25 protein-coding genes and 1 pseudogene are annotated in these 21,193 nt (G+C 71.1%); 10 read left to right on the plus strand and 16 right to left on the minus strand.

Going from position 1 to position 21,193, the window contains the following annotated elements; all coding sequences use genetic code 11:
- Positions 1 to 120: 120 nt before the first annotated feature.
- Complete coding sequence (locus tag ACZ418_RS19175; RefSeq protein WP_468363978.1) at positions 121 to 882, minus strand: TetR/AcrR family transcriptional regulator; 762 nt, start codon at positions 880 to 882, stop codon at positions 121 to 123.
- 64 nt (positions 883 to 946) lie between these two features.
- On the opposite strand from ACZ418_RS19175, the gene ACZ418_RS19180 reads away from it, so the two are divergent.
- Together ACZ418_RS19180 and ACZ418_RS19185 are read left to right on the plus strand one after the other, a co-directional pair.
- The gene (locus tag ACZ418_RS19180; protein WP_468363981.1) at positions 947 to 2,401 is read left to right on the plus strand and encodes an MDR family MFS transporter; all 1,455 of its coding nucleotides are present in this window, start codon (positions 947 to 949) and stop codon (positions 2,399 to 2,401) included.
- A gap of 22 nt (positions 2,402 to 2,423) precedes the next feature.
- Positions 2,424 to 3,299 carry an NmrA/HSCARG family protein gene (locus tag ACZ418_RS19185; protein ID WP_468363984.1) on the plus strand — a complete coding sequence of 292 codons (876 nt, stop codon included), beginning with the start codon at positions 2,424 to 2,426 and terminating at the stop codon, positions 3,297 to 3,299.
- 75 nt (positions 3,300 to 3,374) lie between these two features.
- Here the strand turns inward: ACZ418_RS19185 and ACZ418_RS19190 are convergent, their stop codons facing one another.
- The 3 genes from ACZ418_RS19190 to ACZ418_RS19200 form a co-directional block, all read right to left on the minus strand.
- Entirely contained in the window at positions 3,375 to 3,602 is a 228-nt protein-coding gene (locus tag ACZ418_RS19190) for a hypothetical protein (RefSeq protein WP_468363986.1), read from the minus strand.
- Positions 3,603 to 3,719: 117 nt separating this feature from the next.
- A complete protein-coding gene (locus tag ACZ418_RS19195; RefSeq protein WP_468363988.1) occupies positions 3,720 to 5,114 on the minus strand; it encodes a hypothetical protein in 1,395 nt (464 codons plus the stop codon).
- Positions 5,111 to 5,902 (minus strand): alpha/beta fold hydrolase, encoded by a 792-nt coding sequence (locus ACZ418_RS19200; RefSeq protein ID WP_468363991.1) that lies wholly within the window; start codon positions 5,900 to 5,902, stop codon positions 5,111 to 5,113. The genes ACZ418_RS19195 and ACZ418_RS19200 overlap by 4 nt, the downstream gene beginning before the upstream one ends.
- 188 nt (positions 5,903 to 6,090) lie before the next feature.
- On the opposite strand from ACZ418_RS19200, the gene ACZ418_RS19205 reads away from it, so the two are divergent.
- Both ACZ418_RS19205 and ACZ418_RS19210 read left to right on the plus strand, forming a co-directional pair.
- Positions 6,091 to 6,531, plus strand: coding sequence for a DUF2267 domain-containing protein (locus tag ACZ418_RS19205; RefSeq protein ID WP_468363994.1), 441 nt, complete (start codon positions 6,091 to 6,093; stop codon positions 6,529 to 6,531).
- 14 nt (positions 6,532 to 6,545) lie between these two features.
- Positions 6,546 to 6,812, plus strand: a complete 267-nt coding sequence (locus ACZ418_RS19210) for a 4a-hydroxytetrahydrobiopterin dehydratase (protein ID WP_468363996.1) — start codon at positions 6,546 to 6,548, stop codon at positions 6,810 to 6,812.
- A 30-nt stretch (positions 6,813 to 6,842) separates the two neighbouring features.
- On the opposite strand, the gene ACZ418_RS19215 is transcribed toward ACZ418_RS19210, so the two are convergent.
- The 3 genes from ACZ418_RS19215 to ACZ418_RS19225 all read right to left on the minus strand — a co-directional run bounded on the left by ACZ418_RS19215 (position 6,843) and on the right by ACZ418_RS19225 (position 8,147).
- On the minus strand, positions 6,843 to 7,070 hold the full coding sequence (locus ACZ418_RS19215) for an alpha/beta fold hydrolase (protein ID WP_468363999.1): 228 nt from the start codon (positions 7,068 to 7,070) through the stop codon (positions 6,843 to 6,845).
- Positions 7,010 to 7,507 (minus strand): alpha/beta fold hydrolase, encoded by a 498-nt coding sequence (locus ACZ418_RS19220; protein WP_468364001.1) that lies wholly within the window; start codon positions 7,505 to 7,507, stop codon positions 7,010 to 7,012. Before ACZ418_RS19220 ends, ACZ418_RS19215 begins: the two co-directional genes overlap by 61 nt.
- 187 nt (positions 7,508 to 7,694) lie before the next feature.
- The gene (locus ACZ418_RS19225; RefSeq protein ID WP_468364004.1) at positions 7,695 to 8,147 is read right to left on the minus strand and encodes a YbhB/YbcL family Raf kinase inhibitor-like protein; all 453 of its coding nucleotides are present in this window, start codon (positions 8,145 to 8,147) and stop codon (positions 7,695 to 7,697) included.
- Positions 8,148 to 8,260: 113 nt separating this feature from the next.
- Here ACZ418_RS19225 and ACZ418_RS19230 point away from each other — a divergent pair, with 113 nt between their 5' ends.
- Entirely contained in the window at positions 8,261 to 8,557 is a 297-nt protein-coding gene (locus tag ACZ418_RS19230) for a hypothetical protein (RefSeq protein ID WP_468364006.1), read from the plus strand.
- A gap of 16 nt (positions 8,558 to 8,573) precedes the next feature.
- Here the strand turns inward: ACZ418_RS19230 and ACZ418_RS19235 are convergent, their stop codons facing one another.
- Positions 8,574 to 9,593: a sigma-70 family RNA polymerase sigma factor gene (locus tag ACZ418_RS19235; RefSeq protein WP_468364009.1), complete on the minus strand. Its 1,020-nt coding sequence runs from the start codon at positions 9,591 to 9,593 to the stop codon at positions 8,574 to 8,576.
- A gap of 200 nt (positions 9,594 to 9,793) precedes the next feature.
- On the opposite strand from ACZ418_RS19235, the gene ACZ418_RS19240 reads away from it, so the two are divergent.
- Entirely contained in the window at positions 9,794 to 11,125 is a 1,332-nt protein-coding gene (locus ACZ418_RS19240) for an erythromycin esterase family protein (protein WP_468364011.1), read from the plus strand.
- A gap of 292 nt (positions 11,126 to 11,417) precedes the next feature.
- Here ACZ418_RS19240 and ACZ418_RS19245 read toward each other — a convergent pair whose 3' ends face one another.
- Positions 11,418 to 11,804 carry a DUF2267 domain-containing protein gene (locus ACZ418_RS19245; RefSeq protein WP_468364014.1) on the minus strand — a complete coding sequence of 129 codons (387 nt, stop codon included), beginning with the start codon at positions 11,802 to 11,804 and terminating at the stop codon, positions 11,418 to 11,420.
- 225 nt (positions 11,805 to 12,029) lie between these two features.
- On the minus strand, positions 12,030 to 13,172 hold the full coding sequence (locus tag ACZ418_RS19250) for a baeRF2 domain-containing protein (protein WP_468364017.1): 1,143 nt from the start codon (positions 13,170 to 13,172) through the stop codon (positions 12,030 to 12,032).
- A gap of 67 nt (positions 13,173 to 13,239) precedes the next feature.
- Here ACZ418_RS19250 and ACZ418_RS19255 point away from each other — a divergent pair, with 67 nt between their 5' ends.
- Complete coding sequence (locus ACZ418_RS19255; RefSeq protein WP_468364020.1) at positions 13,240 to 13,986, plus strand: hypothetical protein; 747 nt, start codon at positions 13,240 to 13,242, stop codon at positions 13,984 to 13,986.
- Between the two features lie 155 nt (positions 13,987 to 14,141).
- Here the strand turns inward: ACZ418_RS19255 and ACZ418_RS19260 are convergent, their stop codons facing one another.
- The 3 genes and pseudogenes from ACZ418_RS19260 to ACZ418_RS19270 form a co-directional block, all read right to left on the minus strand.
- Entirely contained in the window at positions 14,142 to 14,294 is a 153-nt protein-coding gene (locus tag ACZ418_RS19260) for a hypothetical protein (protein WP_468364412.1), read from the minus strand.
- Positions 14,295 to 14,322: 28 nt separating this feature from the next.
- Positions 14,323 to 14,529 (minus strand): annotated as a pseudogene (locus ACZ418_RS19265) (MFS transporter); the annotation flags it as partial.
- A 69-nt stretch (positions 14,530 to 14,598) separates the two neighbouring features.
- Entirely contained in the window at positions 14,599 to 14,775 is a 177-nt protein-coding gene (locus tag ACZ418_RS19270; protein WP_468364023.1) for a hypothetical protein, read from the minus strand.
- A gap of 49 nt (positions 14,776 to 14,824) precedes the next feature.
- Between ACZ418_RS19270 and ACZ418_RS19275 the strand changes: the two genes are divergently transcribed.
- Positions 14,825 to 15,070, plus strand: a complete 246-nt coding sequence (locus tag ACZ418_RS19275) for a Smr/MutS family protein (protein ID WP_468364026.1) — start codon at positions 14,825 to 14,827, stop codon at positions 15,068 to 15,070.
- 12 nt (positions 15,071 to 15,082) lie between these two features.
- On the opposite strand, the gene ACZ418_RS19280 is transcribed toward ACZ418_RS19275, so the two are convergent.
- The 3 genes from ACZ418_RS19280 to ACZ418_RS19290 are packed head-to-tail and all read right to left on the minus strand — an operon-like array spanning position 15,083 to position 18,261.
- Positions 15,083 to 16,105, minus strand: coding sequence for a TolB-like translocation protein (locus tag ACZ418_RS19280; RefSeq protein WP_468364028.1), 1,023 nt, complete (start codon positions 16,103 to 16,105; stop codon positions 15,083 to 15,085).
- 23 nt (positions 16,106 to 16,128) lie between these two features.
- A complete protein-coding gene (locus ACZ418_RS19285; RefSeq protein ID WP_468364030.1) occupies positions 16,129 to 17,388 on the minus strand; it encodes an MFS transporter in 1,260 nt (419 codons plus the stop codon).
- Between the two features lie 24 nt (positions 17,389 to 17,412).
- Positions 17,413 to 18,261, minus strand: a complete 849-nt coding sequence (locus ACZ418_RS19290; RefSeq protein WP_468364033.1) for a glycosyltransferase family 2 protein — start codon at positions 18,259 to 18,261, stop codon at positions 17,413 to 17,415.
- Between the two features lie 360 nt (positions 18,262 to 18,621).
- On the opposite strand from ACZ418_RS19290, the gene ACZ418_RS19295 reads away from it, so the two are divergent.
- Entirely contained in the window at positions 18,622 to 20,061 is a 1,440-nt protein-coding gene (locus ACZ418_RS19295) for an exopolysaccharide biosynthesis polyprenyl glycosylphosphotransferase (protein WP_468364036.1), read from the plus strand.
- A 53-nt stretch (positions 20,062 to 20,114) separates the two neighbouring features.
- Entirely contained in the window at positions 20,115 to 21,170 is a 1,056-nt protein-coding gene (locus tag ACZ418_RS19300) for a Gfo/Idh/MocA family protein (protein WP_468364038.1), read from the plus strand.
- Positions 21,171 to 21,193: the final 23 nt, after the last annotated feature.

The following is a 21,193-nucleotide window of genomic DNA, read 5'->3' on the forward strand; positions in this document are numbered from 1 at the left end:
GACGCCTCCGCACGGTGCGCCTTCCGGTGGTGCGGAGTCCCACGGTGCGCCCCGGAGTGCCTTCGTACGACACCTTCCTACGACACCTTCCTACGGCGCCCCTTCCTGCGGCGTCCCTTCCTACGGCGTCCCTTCCTGCGGTGCGCCATCCTGCTGTGCCCCGTCCTGCGGCCCGCTGTCCCGCGACGTGCCCTCCTCCGCGCCGACGCCCTCCGCGCCGCCACCGGCCTCTCCCGCCCCGCCCGGGGCCAGTTGGCGGACCAGGTTGCGGAGGCCTCGTTCGTAGCGGGCGCGGAAGTCCGGGTCGTCGATGTCGGTGCCGAACAGCCGGCGTGCCATGTCGGGGAACACCACGGGAGCCGCCACCGCGCCGAGCAGCATCAGGCGGAGCGACGCCGGGTCCAGGTCGGGCGCCACCTCGCCCTCCTCCTGACGGCGGCGTACCCCGGACAGGTCCTCCGGCTCGGCGGGAGGCCGGGCGGCGGCGGTGTCCTGGGGCTCGGAGAGACCGCGCCAGGCGAGCAGCCGCATGGGGCGCGGATCGCGGAGCGCGTCGTCCAGGTATCTGGCGGCGAGGTCGGCGAGCGGCAGCGACGGGTCGGCGAAGGCCGCCTCGCGTTGCAGCCAGGCGCGCTGCACCGCCAGGTACAGCCCCTCCTTGCTGTCGAAGTGGTAGTTGACGAGGTCCTTGCTGACACCCGCGCGTGCGGCGATGTCGCGCACCCGGGCCCCCGTGAAGCCACGGGCCGCGAACTCCTCCAGGGCGGCATCGAGCAGGGCCGTGCGGGTGCGCTCGGCGTCGACTTGCCGGTCCTCGGGGGTCCGGGCACGCCGTGGCGTGCGACGGGGCGAGGCGGCGGAGCGGGAATCGGCGGTCGTCATGGGCCAAGATTACGGCTTAGACAGACGTTTGACATCGCTCGACAGCTGTCTAACAATGGTCGGCATGAGCGCTGTCCCCACGCAAGGCACCGCACAGGCCACCGCACCGGTGCCCTTCTCACCCGCGTTACGACGCGCCATAGGCGTGATCATGATCGGCGCGTCGCTCTCGTTCCTCGACTCCACGGTCGTCAACGTGGCGCTGGACACCGTCGCCTCCGACCTGGCCGTACCGCTCACCGACGTGCAGTGGACGGTCACCGCGTATCTGCTGGCCTTCGCCGCGGTCATCCCGGTGACCGCCTGGGCCGCCCAGCGGCTGGGTGCCGCGCGGCTCTACCTCGTGTCCCTGCTGGTGTTCACCCTCGGTTCCGCATGCTGCGCGCTGTCGGACAGCATCGGCCAACTGGTGGCGAGCCGGGCCCTGCAGGGTCTCGGCGGCGGGGCGATCATGCCGGTCGGCACGATCATCTGGACCCGCATGGCCGACCGGTCGCAGATGGCGCGCGTGATGAGCATGGTCGGCATTCCGATCGTGCTCGCCCCGATGATCGGCCCGCTCATCGGCGGGCTCCTGGTCAAGGGGGCGGGCTGGCAGTCCATCTTCTGGATCAACATCCCCCTGGGCCTGGTGGGCGCCGTACTCGCGCGGCGGCTGCTGCCCCGTGACGGCGGCTCAGCGGCCGGGCCGCTCGACATCCCGGGCCTGGTGCTCGCCGCCGGAGGACTGGTCGGACTGACCTACGGCCTGGCCGACATCGGCACCCGGGCCGAGCTCACCGCGCGCTCGATCGCCGTGCTCGTGGCCGCGGTCGTGTTCCTCGCCCTGTTCGTCGTGCGCTCGCTGCGCGTGCCCCATCCGCTGCTGGACATGAGGCTGTACGCCAACCGGCTGTTCAGCGCCGCGGCCCTGACCATGTTCAGCCTAGGTGTCGCCCTGTTCGGCGGCATGATCCTGCTGCCGCTGTACTTCCAGATCGTCCGGGGCGAGGACGTCGTCAGCACCGGGCTGCTGCTGGTGCCGAGCGGAGTCGGCGCGCTGGCCGCCAACCGGCTGGCGGCGCCCCTGACGGACAAGCTGGGCGGGGGAACGACCGCACTGCTCGGCGGTGTCATCGCCGCGGTCTGCACGATCCCCTTCCTCTTCCTCACCGCCGGCACCTCCTATCCGCTGCTCGCCATCGCCATGGCCACGCGAGGAGCCGGCATCGGACTGTCCCTCACCCCGGTGATGACCTCCGCCTACCGCACCCTGCCACCGCAGAAGATCAAGGACGCGACACCTCAGCTCAACGTCCTGCAGCGGGTGGGTGGTTCGATCGGCACCGCCGTCCTCACCATCGTCCTCTCCCACCAACTCGCCGGTCAGGCACGACCGTCCGGCCGGGCCCAGGCCTTCGGGGACACCTTCGGCTGGGTCATCATCGCCGCTGTCATGGCGATCGTCCCCACGGTCCTGCTCTTCGTCACCGAGCGGGCACAGCGTGCGGCCTCCACCGCACACGAGAAGCACTCTTGACCACGTTGGACAAGGAGTACGCATGACCACGGTTCTCGTCATCGGCGCCACGGGCAAGCAGGGCAGGGCGGTCACCGAACTGCTGCTGCGGCGAGGCCATGACGTTCTCGCCCTGACCCGCGACACCGGTTCCCCCGCGGCCCGCGCGCTGGCCGACCTGGGCGCCCGCCCGGTCGCCGGCAGCCCTGCGGACGCCGAGGCACTGTCCAAGGCCGTCACCGGCGTGGACGCGGTGTTCGGTCTCTCGCTGCCGTTCGGCCCCGGAGGCAAGGAGCAGGAGGTCGCCCAGGGGCGGCTGTTGGTCGACACCGCCGCGCAGGCGGGCGTACACCTGGTGTACTCCTCGCTGCGCGGAGCCGATCGCATCGTCAACAGCCAGGTCGCCCATGCCGGCAGCAAGCAGCAGATCGAGGCCTATCTGCGGGAGAAGGACGGGCTGCGCGCGACCGTCCTCGGCCCCGTCTACTTCATGGAGAACATGCTCAACGTCAGGTTCAACGGACTGGCCGGCGGCCGGCTCGCCATGCCGCTGTCGCCCGGCAAGAAGCTGGACCAGGTGACGGTGCTGGACATCGCGGGCCTGGCCGTGCACGCCATCGAGAACCCCGACGAGCTGGCCGGCCGGCGGATCGATCTCGCCTCCGACAGTGTCACCGGGACGGAGGCCGCGGCCGCGCTCAGCGCTGTGCTCGGCAAGGAGATCCCCTACCACCAGATGCCGATCGAGCAGGTGCGGCAGTGGGCCGGCGACGAGGTCGCCAGCATGTTCCAGCGCTTCGAGGAGAACACCCACTTCGTCGACCGGACGGCGCTGCATGCCGCGTATCCGGAGGTGTCCTGGCACACCTTCGAGCAGTGGGCCCGCACCGTGGACTGGGAGCAGTTGCTGCAGGCGTGACGCCCGCGAACCCATGACGGCGCCGCCGCCCCGGAGGTCCGGGCCGGCGGCGCCGTCCCGAGGTCCCGCGTGACCTCAGCCCGCGTACGGAAACCGGTACATGCCGTGTGCCTTTGCCTCCGCCTCCCGCCGGGAACGCGCACCCGTGAGCGACAGATCCAGGATGTGGCCGAAGAGCACGGCCTGGGTCGTGAAGGCGAGCGGGTCCGACCTCGGCTCCCGAGGAGCGCGAGGCGCGTCGGGACGTCGACGGACGACACCGAGGTCGAACGCGGTTGTCGAGAGAGCGGCTTTGTCCTGCATGCTGACGCACCACCATCCTGCTGGTCCGGACGCCGGTCCGTTCCCGGCCGGTCACCGGCAGCGTTCCAGTCAGGCCTCGAGCGACACTGAACCGTCGGTGGACCGTCCCTGGGCGATTCATTCCACCGGACGCCACACGATGTCGTCTCGGGCGGAGAGTGCTGCGACTGCGTCGGCGGCGTCGAGCGACAGCGGCATCGGACAGCGCCTGCGGATCTTGCTGAGTTCCCGGTGCGAGCGGACGAAGCCGGCGAAGTCGCGTGGGTATGCGGCGGCATCCACGCCCGTCAGAAGTCCGATCTTGCGTGCGCGGGCGGCCGTACGCTGCCAGGCCTGTGCATCGGCCAGCCCGATGGAGTCGGTGCCGTGGTTGAACAGCAGGATCCGGATCTCGTCGTACGGGGCAGAGACGTCCAGGTAGGACTCCAGTTTCGCGCGGGACGCCTCCGTGCCGAAGACGGTCCAGTACGGTACCGATCCGGTGCGCAGGGTCCACCAGGGTTCGAGCAGGAGGAACGACTCGACGAGGAGTCGCCCGGTGGGCAAGCCACGGTCGGCGTACCAGGACCGGTAGAGGTCGGCCACGGCGGGGCTGAGCCGTTGCGGCGTGTCGAAGCGCAGCAGATGGGCGTCGAGCCGGTGCTGTCCGGCGTAGGTGCGGATGTCGTCGAGCAGCCTGGGATCCAGGCCCCATTCCGCCTCCGGGCTCTCGCCGTCGGCGGCAGGCGGATCCCAGCGGCGCACCGGGGCGCCGTAGCGGGCGAGCAGGTCGGCGACGCGGGGACCGCCCTGGCGATATTCCTCGGGCGTGGCGTCGCCGAGGGCGCCGAACTGGAACAGGTACCGGTCGTCGATCCTGGTCGTGGGCCAGCGCAGCGTGCAGTCGACGATGACGAGCAAGCCGCCGGGGGCCAGATGGTCGCGGATGAACCGGCGGTAGGCGGCGGGCAGACGGCGCCACTTGACCCGGAAGTACGTCATTCCGGCGATCATGAGGCGGTCCTGGTTGGGATCGTGCATATGGTGCAGGACAAGATCCGGGTTGGCCGCGAGCAGCGCCCGGCCGGACGCACGGACGGCGGCCAGGTCGCCACGTGGATCGTCCGGAGCGACACCGCGGCGGCGCACCGGCAGCAGCAGCGTCTGCGGCAGCCAGGCCGCGTCGAGAGCGGCGGCCAGGTGCACCAGGGCGCCATTGGCGGATCCGACGAAGATCACCGGGTAGCGACGCCGGGGGTAGTGACCGGTGATCCACTCGGCGAGTGCCTCCGCACGCACATCGCCGACGCGGTGCCGCGGGACGGCCTCCGCCCAGCCACTCGCCGCGTACACCCGTTCCCGGGCCGCGATCGGCAGCCGGTTCAGCCCACCGAGCAGGCCGGACAGCGGCAACTCGAAGGCGGCGGGCAACTTGCCGAGGGCCGGGGTGTCCCGGCCCGCGAGGAAACGCGACAGCGCACGCAGCATGCCGGTGGCCGAGTCGAACGAGGCGACCGCCTTGGCCGCCTTCATGTCGCAGGCCTCTGCTCCTGCGGCCCCGTGCGACCGTCCGCACCGGCGGCCGCGCATGTGTGAGCGAGGAAATCGGTGACGAGCCCGGCCAGCGAGTGTGCCTGCCGGTAGGGGACCATGTGGCCGGACTTCTCCACCACGGCCAGCCGTCCCGCGGGCAGCAGCCGGGTCACCTCCTCCGCCCACTCCTGGGGAACCATCCGATCCTGCGCCCCGCGCACCACCAGCGTCGGCATGACCACGTGGGGGAGCTTGTCCTCGATGCGGTCACGCAGCGACTCGGTGAACGCGCCGACGATCCGGCGTCCGCCCGCGTCACGGTAGTCGGCGAGGTTGAGCGGTGCCATCGAGACGCGCTCGTGGGGCGCGTTGCGCATCCAGCGCAGCAGCTGACGCACGAAGCCGCGGGCGACCGGGTCGACGGTCGGTCCCACGAGGACCAGGCCGGCGACGCGGTCCGGATGCCGGACGGCGGCATCGACGGCCACCTGGCAGCCGAAGGACCCGCCGAGCAGCACCGCCTGCTCGAGGCCGACGGCGGTCAGCCACTCCACGACCGCGTCGGCCAGCGCCCGCAACCCCAGCGGGTACCGGGGGCCGGCGCTGGCGCCGAAACCGGGAAGATCGACGGTCCACGCGTCGTGGCGAAGGCCGAGGACCTCGAGGAACGGCTGGAACTCGCGGCTGGAGACCCCGGCACCGTGGACGCACACCACCGGCGGTGGCCGTCCGGCGATCCGCCAGGCCACCATCGGCCGGCCACTCACCTCCGCCGTGATCCGTTGCACGATCCATCCCTACCCCGTCATGCGGAACGACGAGCACGGCACCGGTGCCGAGGGCGTACGGAAACGTGCCGCGACCTCGTCGTCCCGTGTATGTGTCGGTCTCACGGGCACCCGTGGCAACGCGGCCCTCAGGGGCGCCGCTCGGCCCCCTCGGGCATGAAACTCCGTCCGTATCAGTGGGAGGCAGCATGATCACCCATCAGCATCTGGTGGAAGAGGTGGCGTCGCGGGCCCGGCTCGACGACACCGAGGCCGCCGACGCGGCCGTGCACCTGGTCCTCGCGGCGCTGAGCCGCCGTCTGGACGCCCCGCACCGTGAACATCTGCGCCAGGCCGTACCGGCCCATGAACGCGGGGCGCTGGCGTACGGCGGCGACGAGGCGGACGTCTCCGCCATGCGGCTCGACGAACTGCTGGCCGACGTCGCCCGGCCGGTGGGCGCCACTCCGGAGCAGGCGCTGTTCCTGGCCCAGACGGTGGTCTCCCGGCTCTCGGCGGAGGACACGGAGCTGGGGGCGGACCTGCAAGGTGCCCTGCCGGACGAGTTCGGCACGCTGTTCGTGGAGCCCGACCCGCTGCCCGAGCGGTCCAGCCGCGCCACGGACGCCCCGGCCCCGCTCGGCGAGTAGGAGATCGCCACGGCGTGCGGCAGCCTCCCGGCTGGACGGGTGACACCCATGAGCTGTCCCGTACGGTGGCCCTGCCGGCCGACCGCGTTGAGCTGCTGCTGACGCAGGTCGAGCGCGCCGCCGACGACCTCGGTCACCGCCCCCGTACCGAGCGGATGCAGGACGGGGTGCGCTTCACCGTCCAGTCCCGGTCGGTGCAGGCCGTGACCCCGCTGGACCTCGACCTCGCCGACCGGATCGACGACGCGGTGCAGGCGGTCGGAGGCGGGTTCATCGGCTGATCAGCGCTTGCCGCCAGGGGCCCAGCCGGCTCACCGTGCCCTTGCCGCGAGCTCCCGTACCGGCTGCGACCAGGCATCGGGGAACGGCCAGGGGAACGTGTGTGCCCGCGGTACTTCGAGATACGTGCCGTCGGGGACCAGCGTGGTGAGCCGCCGGCCCCACTCGGGAGTGCTGATCCGGTCGTCCCGGCCGCGGATCACGAGCAGGGGCACCCGCCGCCGGGCGACGGCGTCCTCCAGGTCGTCGTCGACATGCACGCGCGCGCGATGTGCACCATGCGCCGCAGTCCGGCCCGCTTCCACTCCGGGTGGTGCGACTCGGACAGGCCGGAGGGCTCGTGCCGGGAGTCCAGCCGCCAGCGCAGCAGCCGCGGCAGGGTGCGCGCCATCGGGTCGACCGTGGGGCTCGCCAGCACCAGCGCGACGACGTTCGGCGCGGCCGATGCCGCGCGTGCGGCGACCTGGGTACCGCTGGAGTGGCCCATGAGTACCGTACGGGCGGGGCCCCGCGCCCGGAGCCAGTCCGCGACCGAGCGGCCGAACTCCGGCACGTCGAGTTCGTGCGGCGGATCCCCGCTGCCCGCGAAACCCGGCAACTCCAGCAGGTGCGCGCGGGTCCACCGGCCGAGCGTGGCCAGCCCGGGCAGCAGGTAGTCGGCCACGCCCATGCCCTGCACCAGGAGGACCTCGGGCATCTGCGGCTGCGGTCGTCCGACGGCACGAGGGCATACGACCCAACACGCCGTCGTGGAAGGCGATGTCGACGTCCTCGGGGAAGGGCGGACCGGTCGGGTCCGGGGGCATCACGGCACGTCAGGATACGGCGTGGGGCGCCGGGCACGGCCGAGCGCCGACGTGGGTGAGGGCATGCTGCCGCCGCCGTCAGCGCTGGTAGAGCCCGACGATCGTGCCGCTGGCCAGCTGCTCCCGGTCGAGGACGGCGTGTACGTCGTCGGCGCTGGCCCGGTCGGGTAGCGAGACCGGGGCGGGGAGGGCGTAGATGCGGAAGAAGTAACGGTGGGCGTCGTCGCCGACCGGGGGCTGCGGGCCACCCCAGCCCCGCTCCCCGAAGCCGTTGCGATGCGCCTGGCTGCCCTGTGGTGTCTCGCCGGCGTCCAGGCCCCCGACATGGGGGTCGATGCCGGTGACGAGCCAGTGCACGAAGGTTCCGGACGGTGCGTCCGGGTCTTCGCACAACAGGGCCAGCTCCGCCGCGTCGTCCGGCACTCCGGACCAGGCGAGCGGCGGTGAGACGTTGTCCGCGTCATGGGCATGGTGACGCGGGATCATGGTGTGATCACTGAAAGCTGCGCTTCTGAGTTCGATACCGGCCATGCGACCGGAGTACCCGGCGCGGGCAGGGACATACGGCCGGACCGCACGGGATGACCGGAGAGGCGCGGGGTACCCGCCCGACTGACACATCCACGTGCGAGGAGATGACTGGTATGCGGTTCATCGGACTGCTCCTTCTCGCGGGCGCGGGCGCCTTCACGGCTCTCGCGATCGCGGGCAACCTGTCCGGCGGGCCCGAGTACACGGTGTCCGTCCTCGATCACGACGTCGCCACCATGAACAGCCTCGCCCTGTTCAGCTCCGGACTCGCACTGGCGCTCATCTTCTGCGTGGGGCTGGCGATCATGGTGGGCGGTGCGACACACGCCGGCCGGCACCGGGGACCCCGGTCGCGCCGGACGCGGCATACGACGTTCGGCGGGACGGCGGGCCCCGACACCCGGGCCTGAACAGCGCCCGGAGGGCTCAGCCCGCCCAGTCCAGCAGGCGCTCGCCCGTCTCGGGTGCCCGCAGCCGGGTGAGCGACTGCTTCTCCAGCTGGCGCACGCGTTCCCGGGTCAGCCCCACCTGATCGGCCACCTGTTGCAGCGTGCGGGGATGCCCGTCGTGCAGTCCGTAGCGCAGGCTGAGGATCATGGCTTCCCGGGGTTCCAGCACACCCAGGGCGTCCCTGAGTTCCTCGGCGAGCGCCCGGTACTCGGCGACCTGCGGAGCCTGGAGTACGTCGGTGGTCGGGATGAGGTCGCCGACCACGGTCTCGCCGGTCTCGTCGACCGGGGTGTCCAGACTCAGCGTCTGCCGCCCGACCCGGCGCAGCCAGGCGACCCGTTCCTCGTCCAACCCGCTCTCCCGGGCCACCTCGCCGTCCGTCGGCTCGTGGTCGTGGCGCAGCTGGAGCTGCCGTTCGACCTTCGCGAGCTTCTGCAGTTGCTCCACGACGTGCATCGGCAGCCGTACGGTACGGGCGTGCTGGGCCAGGCCTCTTTCGATCGCCTGCCGGATCCACCAGGTGGCGTAGGTCGAGAACTTGAAACCCTTGGTGTGGTCGAACTTCTCCACCGCCCGCATCAGTCCGAGGTTGCCCTCCTGGATGAGGTCGAGCAGGGGTGCGCCCCGGTGGGCGTGCCGCTTGGCGATCGACACCACGAGCCGCAGATTGGCCCGGATCATGTGGTCCTTCGCCCGCGTGCCGTCCCGGACGGCTGCCTCCAGTTCACGGCGCCGCACCGGTGAGAGGGCTCGCTCGCCGCTCTCCGCCCGCTCCAGCTCCTCGGCGGCGTGCAGGCCGGCCTCCATGCGCTGGGCCAGCCGTACCTCGTCCGCGGCGTCGAGCAGCGGGGTCGCGGCGATCTGGGCCAGGTACTGGCCGAGCAGGTCCGGCTCGTCGCCGGTCTCCGGGACCCGGCTGCGCGGGCGTGCGGACCGAGCGGCGGCACGGCGGCGTTCTCGGGGGTCCGCCACAGCGGACCGTGCCGGGGCAGGCATCGTTCCGGCCTCCGACTTCTGTCGCTTCGACTCTGTGCTTCCAGAAGCGCTTCCCGAGTGCGGGTACCCGGCCGGAGCGTCAGGACACGCTCGCTCCCCGCGCGCGGCCGCTTGCTGGTGCGGGGCGAGGCTGTGCGCACGGCGTTTCGGGCGCGGCTGCGCGGGAACCCGGTGCGGCATCCGCGGAAAGGGGAGCATCCGTGCCCGACACCGACCTGGACCGCATCCAGAGCCAGGCTCTGCCGCTGACCGATCCGGCGTCGCTTGACCCGCTGATGGAGCGCATTGGCGACGCCCGCTACGTGCTGCTCGGCGAGGCCTCCCACGGCACCGCGGAGTACTACCGGCTGCGAGACGTGCTGACGCGCCGGCTGATCGAGGAGAAGGGCTTCTCCTTCGTCGCGGTGGAGGGCGACTGGCCGGACTGCCAGGCCGTGCACTGCTCCGTCGTGGCCGCGCGGGATGCGCCCGAGGATCCCGGCGAGGTACTGGAGGGCTTCAGGCGGTGGCCGACATGGATGTGGGGAAACACCGATGTGGCCGTCTTCACCCGGTGGTTGCGCCGGCACAATGAGGCTCTGCCGCCCGAGCGGCGCGTAGGCTTTTTCGGGCTGGACGTCTACAGCCTGTGGGAGTCGCTGCACGCGGTGCTGACCCATCTGCGCGAGCACGACCCCGACCGGGTGGAGCACGCCCTGGAGACGTTCCGCTGCTTCGAGCCCTATGCGGAGAATCCGCAGGCGTACGCGCTGGCCACCCGTTGCGTGCCGGAGGGCTGCGAACCCCAGGTGGTGGCTCTGCTCACCGAGCTGCGGCGGCGGGCCGCGCAGGCGGCGGCCATGGACGGCTCGCTCGCGGAGTTCGCAGCCAGGCAGAACGCCGAGGTGCTGGCCGGGGCCGAGGCCTATTACCGGGTCATGCTCGACAGCGGGCCCGAGTCGTGGAACATCCGGGACCGTCATATGGCCGACACCCTGGACCGGCTGATGGAGCATCATGGCCCCGACGCCAAGGCGGTGGTGTGGGAGCACAACACCCACATCGGTGATGCGCGTGCCACGGACATGGTCGACGTCGGCGAGGTCAACGTCGGCCAACTGGTGCGCGAGCGACATATGGGCAGGGGAGTGGTGCTGGTCGGGTTCGGCTCGCACTCCGGCACCGTGATCGCCGCGGACGCGTGGGGCGACGTTCCCAGGATCATGGGCGTGCCGCCCGCGCGCACGGGCAGCGTGGAGGATCTTCTGCACCGGGCGCTGCCCGGCAAGCGGGCGCTGTTCGTCTTCCCGCATGTGCAGCTCCAGCGTCCGCCGTCCTCCGGCCGGGGCGAGTGGTTCCACGAGGAGCACGGCCACCGCGCGATCGGCGTGGTGTACCGGCCGCAGTACGACCCCGTCGGCAACTACGTCCCCACGGTTCTCGCCCAGCGCTACGACGCGTTCTGCTACTTCGACCGCACGCACGCGCTCACCCCGCTGCACCCCTTGGCCGAGGTGAGCCGGGAGGAGCAGACCTGGCCTGTGGGCGTGTGAGCCCGCGGTGCACGGCGGCCGGTCCTCGTCCGTGAGCCGGGCGAAGTCCTTGTACCACTGGCCCACGGCCATGAAGTGTCTGGCCGGTGCACGCAGACCAGTAAGCCAGGGGGGGACGAACCGGCGTGTCACCTCCGGGTCGCTCCGCATCCAGCTGTCCGGGCGCCTCGTGGTCCAGATCGCGCAAGAGGTGTGCGGGGCACCGGGCAGGTGGACCTGCTCGTACGCCCTACGCGGCAGTACCTCGACGAGCTGGGCCATGTCCTGCTCGACGGGTCGTGATCGCCAAGCGTCAGGTCAGCTCGGGATGGCCGAACAGCGCGGCGTATCCGCTCGGCAACAGGCTGAGCAGTTTGTGCAACTCACCGCCCGACACGGTGTCGCCCACGGCGGTGAGGACCACTTCCGCGTCCCTCCGCGCGGTCGTCTCGTCCTCGGCGGCGGCCCTGGCCACCTGGCGGACGAACTCCTCCACCCCCCAGGTCCGTCCGGTGTTGCCCACGCCGGTGACGAAATGGCCGATCTCCAGCGGCAGCTGATCCGCGAGATGATCCGCCGCGGTGGGCTGCAGCCGGTCACCGAGCGTGCTGAGGACGGCTTCGGTGACGCGGCTCGCCTCGTCGAGGTCGGTGTACTCTCCGTGCTCCCGCACGGTGGCGAGGAATTCGGTGGACGTCATGATTCGCTCCCCAGTGGTGCTCCCTGTGGCAGGTTGATCAGCGCCAGGCCGAGAGGTCCCGGGCGAGGACCACGACGAACACCGCGGCCGGCGACTCCTGCACCTGCTGCCACTCCATGCGCGCCCGGGTACCCGCGCCGTATGGCACCAACCGCCGTCCGGCAGCGGCCACGCCGACGGGACGCGCAGCGCTCCTCTGCCGGCCTCGTGGAGCGATACGGCCTACTACGGATCCTCGCCCGGCACAGCCCGATAGCGCAGCAGGACACCCACTCCTTCGGCCATGTCGATGCGATCCGGCGGCAGCACGATCAGTTCGGCCCCGGTGCGGACGGCGGCGTACAGCAAGGCCGCAAGGGCCGGTTCCTCCTCGACGGCCGTCGCTCCGAAGGTCTCCAGGTCCGCAGCGGACAGCGCGATCTGCGGCGGCTCCCTGCCCAGCCACAACCCCTCGGAGAGCTGGGCGCGGGGGTCGAGCAGGAGGGCTCGGGCCTGCCCCTGCTGCAGAGCGCGGACGGCCACGGCGACGCCCTCCGATTGCCGGGGGTGGCGGGCGCGTTGCGCCAGAAACATGTCCAGCTGCCTCTGGTCCGCCGCGTTCAGGCGCCCTTCCAGCACCCGAGCCGTGTGTTCCTCCAGCAGCGTCGGGCCGGCGGCGGCCTCCGGACCGGTGATGCAGTCGTCCTCCACGACCGCCACCCGGTTCCGCAGAGTGTCGGGCCAGCGGTTCACGAGCACGCCCGATGCCCAGGCGTCCTCCCGGGCCCGGCACACCACGATCGACTCGGCGCGGTGCCGCTGCGCGAGGTCGCCCAGTTCCCGGGCGACCTCAGGGGCTGCGCGCCGCCATCCGTCGGTAGGAATCTGATGACTCAGCCGGTGTTCCGGCCTGACCCTGCCGGTGGGCCACCGCCCTGCTTCGGAGACGACCAGCACGTAGTGGCCCGGGACGTGGTCGCCGGTGCTCTCGTCCGGGGCCCACTCGTCGCCGCAGGTGAGGGCCACGGCCAGGTACGGAATGTCCGGTGCATGCTGAACGGCCAGCGGCGCCGCGTCGGGGAGTGCGTCGAGCCGGGCCGTGTCCCGTACGGGCGGGTCGGGCAGCTCCTCCACCAGGGCGAGGTGCCCGCGCGTCGCGAACAACGCCTGACCGTGCCGTCCCGGCAGCACCCGATCCGTGCCCACGGCCACCGCGAGAGCGGAAACGGTGGCATGGTCCGCTCCCTGGGCCAGCAGGGCATCCCGCTGATGCCGCCAGCGGAGGTCGATCGCCCTGTCGGGATCGTCGATGTCCCGTGAGGTGTCGAGGTAGACGCTGGCCCAAGGGCCGGATTCGCCGAAGAGCGGTTCGAGAAACGCGAGCTTCACGGGCCCCGGGTACCCCCGGTACACGGGGTACTCGCTGGTCATAGCGTGCCCGGGGCGGTGAGTGGCCATGGCGAACGACATCCTCGAACGAGGCGACATCTATTTCGTGTACCGGCCCAGAGTCGAACGGGAGCAGGCTCATGACATCGAGGACGTCCAGCGCCTCTTCGTGATCCTGCAGCCCTCCGACAGCGACCGCAGCCGGCGCCTCGTCATCGGGCGCAAGCACTTGCCCCGGCCGGAGGAACACGAGCGGTTCTGGGGCTTCGTCGACGAGGTGGCCACTCGGCCGGAACCCGTCGCGCAGGACCTGGAGCGGCGGACGTACGAGACACGGACGCGGGGCAGGCGGACACAACCCGAGGCGAGGCCGGCGGGGGAAGGCCGCTACGCGATCGTCCGGCACGGCGGTCACACGCATCTGACGTACGAGCTCGAAATGCCCGCCCAGCCGGGCGCCGTGCAGAAGGAGCTGACCATCGAGCCCGAGGCGAGCTACATCCTCGCGGTGAAGAATCCCGGGGCGGGCGCGCCGGCCGGGGCCGGTCTGTCTCCGCGGCAGCGGGCCGATCTGCCGAGACGCGATCAGGAACGATTCGAGGGGCGGCGGTTCACCAGCGCCGAGCCCGAGTTGCTCGACCAGGAGGGCACCGAGTTCGTACTGATCGGCGCCGCCCACGACGTCGAGGAAGAGCTGGACGTCCAACTCGACACGGAGGCCGAGAACCCCGAGTCGGCTGAGATCTTCCGCCGCCTTCGTCTGCCGCGCGAGAAGCACCCCACGGAACCGCTCACCGAGGGGGAGTGGCGTTAGCGCTCTCGATCGGCCACCCGCAGCGCTGTGCCGTGCGGCCTTTCACGGAGAAGGACTTTCACGGAGAAGGAATGGTGCCGCCCCCGGCTCCAGCCGGCCCGCTGACCGGGTCGGCTGGAGCCGGAGGTGCGGTCTCGGTCGTGCCGACTCGGTCGTCAGGCGGGCAGTGCCTGGTCCCGGGTCTCGGGGGCCAGCCGGACCAGGCCCATGCCGATGACGAAGACGACGGCGGTGAGGGTGAGGGGGACGGTGAGCGAGCCGGTGGCGTGGATGCCGTAGCCGATGAGGAAGGTGCCGGCGGCGGCCACTCAGCGGGAGAAGGGCCGACAGCAGGGTGCCGGCCATCGCCCATTCACCGCCGACGCCGACCGCGGCGAGGAAGCGGTAGGTGTTCCATTCCCAGAGGTTGGTAGCGACGCCGGCCAGCGCGGTGAAGATCGCGTACATCAGAATGGAGGCCATCATCGCGGGTTTGCGGCCGAAGCGGTCGGCGATCGCGCCCCAGATCGCCGAGCAGCCCCAGCGCGGCGATGCTCCGGCCATCGGGCCGAATGTGCCGGAAGGCGGGCGCGGCCAGGGTGACCGCGCCGGCCGGCAGGCAGTAGGGCATGGTCAGGGCCGGCGGCTCCCGTAGGCGCCGAACCGCCAGTCCGCCGGCAACCGTGCGAGGGTGGAGACAGCGCCTGCCCGAGCGCTGTCCAGGAACATGACCTGCGCGAGGCCGCGCAGCACGCGGACCGCGAACCTCGGACTGCGGCCGAGCGCCTGCATCGTCACATGGCGCCGCATACTCAATCCCACCCCACTTTTTCCACTCCGCATCACCGGGAGGTTCCGTATGCTGTCGCTCGATCTCCACCCGATCTTCCGCAACAACCGCGACATCGAACTGGCGCTGCGTCAGTTCCTCTTCAGAGCGAACCATTCGGGCGAGCCCGTTGTGGAGATCATTCCGGGCAAGGGTTCCGGGCGGCTCAGGGCTCGCGTGCTCGCGTTCCTGGACCAGAAGCACATCAGGAGGCTGTACGTCCGGCGCGAGGTCGACACGGGCAACAGCGGACGCATTCTCGTCTACTTCCAGTGACCGGGCGCGGCTCTACAGCGGCGCAGGGGAAGAAGCCCCCGGGATCAGCAGGTGCGGGGTTCCCGAGCCGTCCGCGGGCACGCTCCACAGGTCACTGCTGCCCACCTTGCCGTTCGTGGGGAGGGCATAGGCGACGGTGTGGTCGTCGACCCAGGTGGCCTGGTCGTCGACGCTGTGGCGCTCGGCCAGCGCCGTCTCGTGCAGGGTGCGCAGGTCGAGGACGTACTCGTGCCAGAGGTCGGTACGGGACAACACCCGCTTCTTGAAGGCGACGCGGGTGCCGTCGGGGGAGAGGGACGGGCACTCCACGTTCTCGACCAGGGTGGTGACCGTGCGCCGGGAGATCGAACCCCGGATCAGGTAGGTCTTGTCGGCGGTGTTGAGGGTGGCGTAGAAGGTGTCGTCGTCGGAGGCGAAGGTGACGCCCCAGAAGTTGATGTCCGAGGCGTGGTAGGGCTTGCCGTCCCTGATGATGGAGAACGTCTCCAGACTGGGAGTCAGCCGCATGTTCCGGGTGTCCAGGATCGAGGTCCGGGTGGAGAAGAAGGCGGACGAATAGGACTCGCCGGAGACGAAGACGGTCCAGGCGACGAAGCGGCCGCTGGGCGAGACCCGGGCCCGGCTGGGGGTGCCCGCGAGCGGGAAGGTGCGCTTGGTGCGCAGGTCGGCGTCCAGGAGCAGCGCGCGGTTGCTCTGCTTGAGGACACCGGGGTTGGACTGCAGACAGATGCCCGTGCCGGCGGCCGCGTAGAAGCGCGCGCACTTCAGTACCGAGGCGGTGCGATCGCCCTTCGGGTCCGTGGCCGGTACCGAGGCGACCGCGGTGCGGTGCGGACCAGGGGCCGCGTTGAGGAAGGCCAGGCGGCCCTTCTGATGGAGAGTCAGCTTGCCCGAGCGGACAGCGGGATCGCCGGACTGCGGCTGGTTCGCCCGGTCCGCGCGGGCGGCGGCGTGCAGGACCACGCCGGTGCCCAGGCCCCCGAGCAGCAGGGCCGCCGCGACGAGTATCAGCAGACGGCGGCGCAGCGATGTCATCCGGATCCTTGTGGCTGTAGTGGTCATGGGGTTTCGCCGGTCGGCCGCAGCACCACGCCCGCGACGGCCGCGCAGCACAGCAGACCGACCGCCGAGCCGGCCAGCGCCGGGCCGTCTCCCCACGCCGTCCAGGCGGCACCGAAGGCCAGGGAGCAGCAGAACCGGGCCAGTGCCTGGCTGGTGCCGACGATGGCCAGACCGCTGGCGCGCAGATTCTCGGGCACGAGGCCGGCGAGGGCGGCCGGGAGCACCCCGTCGGTGGCCGCGTAGAACGTGCCGTGCAGGGCGAGCACGCCAGGGGCGAGGAGCGGTGTGTCCGGGGCCCACAACAGGAGGGCGTAGGCGGTGAGCAGCCCCACGTGCCCGGCGAGGAACACGGGGCGCCGCCCGACCCGGTCGGCCAGCGCCCCGACGGGCACGGCCAGCAGCAGGAACACGGCGGCCGTGCCCAGCGGCAGCAGCGTGAACCACACCTCGCCGACACCCGCGCGCCGCTGGAGGAGCAGATACACGAAGGCGTCGCTGACGGTGGTCAGGCCGAGCAGCGCGGCACAGCCGGCGAGCGCCCGCAGCCGCGGCAGGCGCAGCAGGTCCAGCGCCTCGCGTACGCGGACGGGCGGCCTGCCTTTGACCACACCCTGCTCGTTCTGACGCCTGCCCGGCACGAACAGCACCAGCACGACCACGCCGAGGGCGGCGACGCACGCGCTCACGCCGAACACGGCGTCGTAACCGTCGGCCGCCGCGCGCAGGATGAGGAAGGCTGTCAGCGGGCCGAGCATCGCGCCGGTGGTGTCCATCGCCCGGTGCACACCGAAGGCCCGGCCCTGGTTCTCGGCCGGCGTGGCCAGGGAGATCATCGCGTCGCGCGGGGCGGTGCGCAGGCCCTTGCCGGTCCGTTCCAGAGCCAGGACCGTGCCGAGCGTGCCGAGGCTGCCGGCGATCAGGAGCAGCGGCTTGCACAGCGCGGACAGGCCGTAGCCGAGCCCGGCCAGCAGCTTGTGGCCCCGTACCCGGTCGGCGAGGTGGCCGCCGGTGAGCTGGACCAGCGCGCTGACGCCGTTGTAGACGCCGTCGAGGGTGCCGAATCCCAGCGGGCTGAAGCCGAGCGTGGTGACGAGGTAGAGCGGCAGGACGGCGGTGACCATCTCCGAGGAGATGTCCGTGATCAGGCTGACCGCGCCCAGCACGAGCACGACCGGGGCGACCCTGGGCCCCGGACCGCGTCTTCGGCCCCGGTCGGTCTCCGCCCTGGCAGGTGCGGAGCGGTCGGTGAGATACAAGACAAGGCTCCAGGTGCGATGTGATCAGTTCTGCCGGCTGCTCTCGTCCCGCAGCCAGGTACCGAAGTCCTCTGCCCTGATGGCCTTTCGGGCACCACGACGGGCGACGACGGCCGCCGCCACGAAGACCACGACACCCGCGAAGAGCCTCGGCTCCCTGCGCAGCAGGGCCTTCAGATCCGCCTTGCTGGTGCGCGCCGAGGCCTGTTCCGGTCCCTGATGCTGTTCGACCTGGGCGGTGGACACCGCGGCCCGGATCCGCCGCTTGATCAAGTCCGGCCAGGTGCGCGGCGGTTGGATCACGACACTGGCCGCGCCGACCACGAGCCGCTCCTCGGGGGCGAACGCCAGGGACGCGGCCAGGTCGTCCGCCATCAGCGGCGGCAGCTCGGCGATCCGGGCCTGCCCGGCCTTGGACACCGCGATCACGCCCCGGCCGAACAGCCCCTCGCGTACGGCAGGGAGCCGCTGCCACACCTGGTAGTAGGCCCGTACCCGCCATGCGCAGTCGGCCAGCGGGATCCGCCGTTCGGGGGCCGTGGCGAGGATGCCCGAGGTGTCGTCGGTCAGGGGCTCGGTCAGTGCCCGTACGTCGGCGCCCGTGATCACGACGTCGGCGTCCACGTAGAGGCGGGGGAAGCCGCGCGCGTGATCGTCACCCGTCCGCAGGGCGGCGTGCTTGGAAGGGACGGGGATCTCGACCACCCGGACGCGCGGCCCGCGAGCGGCGGCGATCCGCGCGGTGTCATCCGTGCAGCCGTTGCACACGACCACGATGTCGGTGTCGTCCGCGGAGGAGTCGGCCAGCAGCGAATCGAGGAGCCGGCCGATGACGCGTGCCTCGTTGTGGGCCGGGATCACGATGCTCGTCACCCGGGCAGTATGGCCTCGAAGTCGCCATTGTGCTGCGTGTTTCGTCCAACTGTTCACGGGACTGCGTTCAGTGGTCTAGATTGAGGTCCGCCGGTCCGGTTTGGGAGGGGTACTTGTTTCTTGACGGCACGTCAAGTGCCGTATCCGGGACGGATGTGAAACAAGGCAGTAACCAACATGCGGGGAGCATGAGGCGGTTGGGGAACCGCTGAGGGCTTCCTCGTCTTTGCAGTGCCGCTGTTATTCGGTGCCGCTGTGTGGAGGAGACACATGCGGTACTGATCCAGCCCTGGCCGCGTACCTGCGACCGTAGGTCCGGTTGCGTTTGGGCAGGGGGAGCCGCGCCTGTGGTGGGGGGACATGACCATTGAGGTCACGCATGAGCAACTGGTCGTGGAACACATACGTCCGGAGGCTCGTCGAAGACGCTGGGAACGGAAGTACCGGACGGTCCTGTTGCTCGCGGACGGCCTCGCAGCCGTTGCCGCGGCCTTAGTGATCCACGGGGCGTACGGCCGCTGGGCAGTTGCCCTGGCGCTGCCCCCGACATGGATCATGGCGATGCTGGCCCACCGCTCCTACGATCGCAGTGCCTTCGGCCTGGGGTCCGAGGAATATCGTCGGGTGCTGCGCGGGGCCGTCGCGCTCCCGGCGCTCGCCGCCCTCGCGTATTGGTTGTTCACGCGCGATTCAAACCTCCCTCATGACATGGCCGTGGCCGCGGCACCGGCCGCGGCGATCGCCCTGCCGGTCCGGTACACGCTGCGCCGCCGGCTGCACAGGCGGTGGGCACGGGGCCAGGACCGGAGCACGACACTGCTGGTCGGTCCGTCAGGCGGCATCATCGAGCTGCTCGCCGTGCTGCGGCGCGGCGGCGTACAGGAACTGCAGGCCGCCGGAGTGTGCCTGAGCGACCCACAGAACGCCGCGGAGATCCGCAAGTTGGGGCTCCCTGTCCTCGGCGGCGTCGGTGACATGGACGACGTCGTCCGGGGCCTGGGCATCAGCACCGTGGTGGCACTGCCGGTACCCGGGACCGACGCCTCCGTCCTGCGTCGGATGGCCTGGACGGCGGCCGCCCAGGGCGTCGACTTCCTGCTGGCCCCCGTGCTGGCCGATGTCTCCGCCTCCCGGCTGGCGGTACGGCCCACCAACGGGGTGCCGCTGCTGCGGATCCAGGCGCCGAACCTCTCCCGGACCTCCCGGCTGCCCAAGGACCTGCTGGACCGGACGCTCGCGGCGGCACTCCTGCTCTTCCTCGCGCTGCCCATGCTGCTGATCGCCCTGATCGTCCGGCTGGACAGCTCCGGACCCGCCCTGTTCAGACAGCAGCGGGTGGGCCGGTACGGCGACCACTTCACCATGCTGAAGTTCCGCACGATGCGGCCTGACTCGGAGGCGTTGCGGGCGGAACTGGAGCACCTCAACCAGAACAGCGACGGCCTGCTGTTCAAGGTGAAGGAAGACCCGCGGATCACCCGCGTCGGCTCGTTCCTGCGCCGCAGTTCGCTCGACGAACTGCCGCAACTGCTCAACGTCGTCAAGGGCCACATGTCGCTCGTCGGCCCCCGCCCGCCGCTGCCCGAAGAGGTGGAGGAGTACACGCCGGACATCAAGCGCCGGCTGCTCGTCAAGCCCGGCCTCACCGGACTCTGGCAGGTCAGCGGCCGCTCCGACCTGCCCTGGGAGGAGGCGGTCCGGCTCGATCTCGGATACGTGGACAACTGGTCGATGGGCCTGGACCTGTCGATCCTGCTGCGCACCGGGTCCGCGGTGGTGCGGGGAACGGGGGCCTACTGATGGAGCGCCTGCAGACGGACCGCCTACCGATGGACCAAGGAGAGAGGAACCAAGTGACGCAGACCACGGAGCCGTTGGGGGTCGCGGTCGTCGGGGCCGGCTACTGGGGCCCCAACCTCGTCCGCAACTTCCAGGCCAGCGAGCGGTTCCGGCTGCGCTTGCTGTGCGACCTCGACGTGGACCGGGCCCGACGGGTCCTCGGCGGCTACTCGACGGTCGAGGCCACCGCGGACTACGCGGCCGTCCTCGCCGACCCCTCCGTGGACGCCGTCGCCGTGGCCACGCCCGCCGGAACCCACCTCGACATCGCCCTGGCCGCCCTGCGCGCAGGCAAGCACGTCCTCGTGGAGAAGCCGCTCGCGGCGACCTACGCCGACGGAATGCGCCTGGTGACCGAGGCGGAAGAACGCGGGCTCACCCTGATGTGCGACCACACCTACTGCTACACGCCCGCCGTGGGCCGCATCCGGGAACTGGTCCGCTCCGGCGAACTCGGCGAGATCCACTTCGTCGACTCGGTCCGGATCAACCTCGGGCTCGTCCAGAAGGACATCGACGTCCTGTGGGACCTCGCCCCCCATGACCTGTCGATCCTGGACTTCATCCTCCCCGACAACGTGGAGCCGGTCGCCGTCGCCGCCCACGGGGCCGATCCGCTCGGCGCCGGACAGGCCTGCGTGGCCTATCTGACACTCACGCTCAGCACCGGGGCCATCGCCCACGTGCACGTCAACTGGCTGTCCCCGACGAAGGTACGGACCACCATGGTGGGCGGCGCCAAACGCACCCTGGTCTGGGACGACCTCAACCCCCTGCAGCGGGTGGCCGTCTACGACCGGGGCGTGGACCTGGCCTCGCCCCAGGAGATCGGCGACGACGAGCGCCGGGACATGCTCATCTCGTACCGCTCCGGAGACATGGTCGCGCCCGCCATCGGTGAGAAGGAGGCGCTGCGCAGCATGGTCGACGAGTTCGCCGACGCGATCAGGAACGAGCGGGCTCCGCTGACCGACGGCCGGGCGGGCCTGCGCGTGCTGGACATTCTCGAGGCCGCGTCCCGGAGCCTCGAATTCAAGGGCGCGGTCGTCGGCCTGCGTGCCGGGCGTTGAGCAGATCGAACTCACCGAGAGGG

This window comes from Streptomyces sp. NPDC030820, assembly GCF_055572075.1.

Bases quoted from the DNA above. Each gene is read 5' to 3' on its own strand.
- ACZ418_RS19175 (WP_468363978.1), bottom strand. From the start codon at position 882: ATGACGACCGCCGATTCCCGCTCCGCCGCCTCGCCCCGTCGCACGCCA.
- ACZ418_RS19180 (WP_468363981.1), top strand. From the start codon at position 947: ATGAGCGCTGTCCCCACGCAAGGCACCGCACAGGCCACCGCACCGGTG.
- ACZ418_RS19185 (WP_468363984.1), top strand. From the start codon at position 2,424: ATGACCACGGTTCTCGTCATCGGCGCCACGGGCAAGCAGGGCAGGGCG.
- ACZ418_RS19190 (WP_468363986.1), bottom strand. From the start codon at position 3,602: ATGCAGGACAAAGCCGCTCTCTCGACAACCGCGTTCGACCTCGGTGTC.
- ACZ418_RS19195 (WP_468363988.1), bottom strand. From the start codon at position 5,114: ATGAAGGCGGCCAAGGCGGTCGCCTCGTTCGACTCGGCCACCGGCATG.
- ACZ418_RS19205 (WP_468363994.1), top strand. From the start codon at position 6,091: ATGATCACCCATCAGCATCTGGTGGAAGAGGTGGCGTCGCGGGCCCGG.
- ACZ418_RS19220 (WP_468364001.1), bottom strand. From the start codon at position 7,507: ATGCCCGAGGTCCTCCTGGTGCAGGGCATGGGCGTGGCCGACTACCTG.
- ACZ418_RS19225 (WP_468364004.1), bottom strand. From the start codon at position 8,147: ATGGCCGGTATCGAACTCAGAAGCGCAGCTTTCAGTGATCACACCATG.
- ACZ418_RS19230 (WP_468364006.1), top strand. From the start codon at position 8,261: ATGCGGTTCATCGGACTGCTCCTTCTCGCGGGCGCGGGCGCCTTCACG.
- ACZ418_RS19235 (WP_468364009.1), bottom strand. From the start codon at position 9,593: ATGCCTGCCCCGGCACGGTCCGCTGTGGCGGACCCCCGAGAACGCCGC.
- ACZ418_RS19245 (WP_468364014.1), bottom strand. From the start codon at position 11,804: ATGACGTCCACCGAATTCCTCGCCACCGTGCGGGAGCACGGAGAGTAC.
- ACZ418_RS19255 (WP_468364020.1), top strand. From the start codon at position 13,240: ATGGCGAACGACATCCTCGAACGAGGCGACATCTATTTCGTGTACCGG.
- ACZ418_RS19270 (WP_468364023.1), bottom strand. From the start codon at position 14,775: ATGCGGCGCCATGTGACGATGCAGGCGCTCGGCCGCAGTCCGAGGTTC.
- ACZ418_RS19275 (WP_468364026.1), top strand. From the start codon at position 14,825: ATGCTGTCGCTCGATCTCCACCCGATCTTCCGCAACAACCGCGACATC.
- ACZ418_RS19280 (WP_468364028.1), bottom strand. From the start codon at position 16,105: ATGACATCGCTGCGCCGCCGTCTGCTGATACTCGTCGCGGCGGCCCTG.
- ACZ418_RS19295 (WP_468364036.1), top strand. From the start codon at position 18,622: ATGACCATTGAGGTCACGCATGAGCAACTGGTCGTGGAACACATACGT.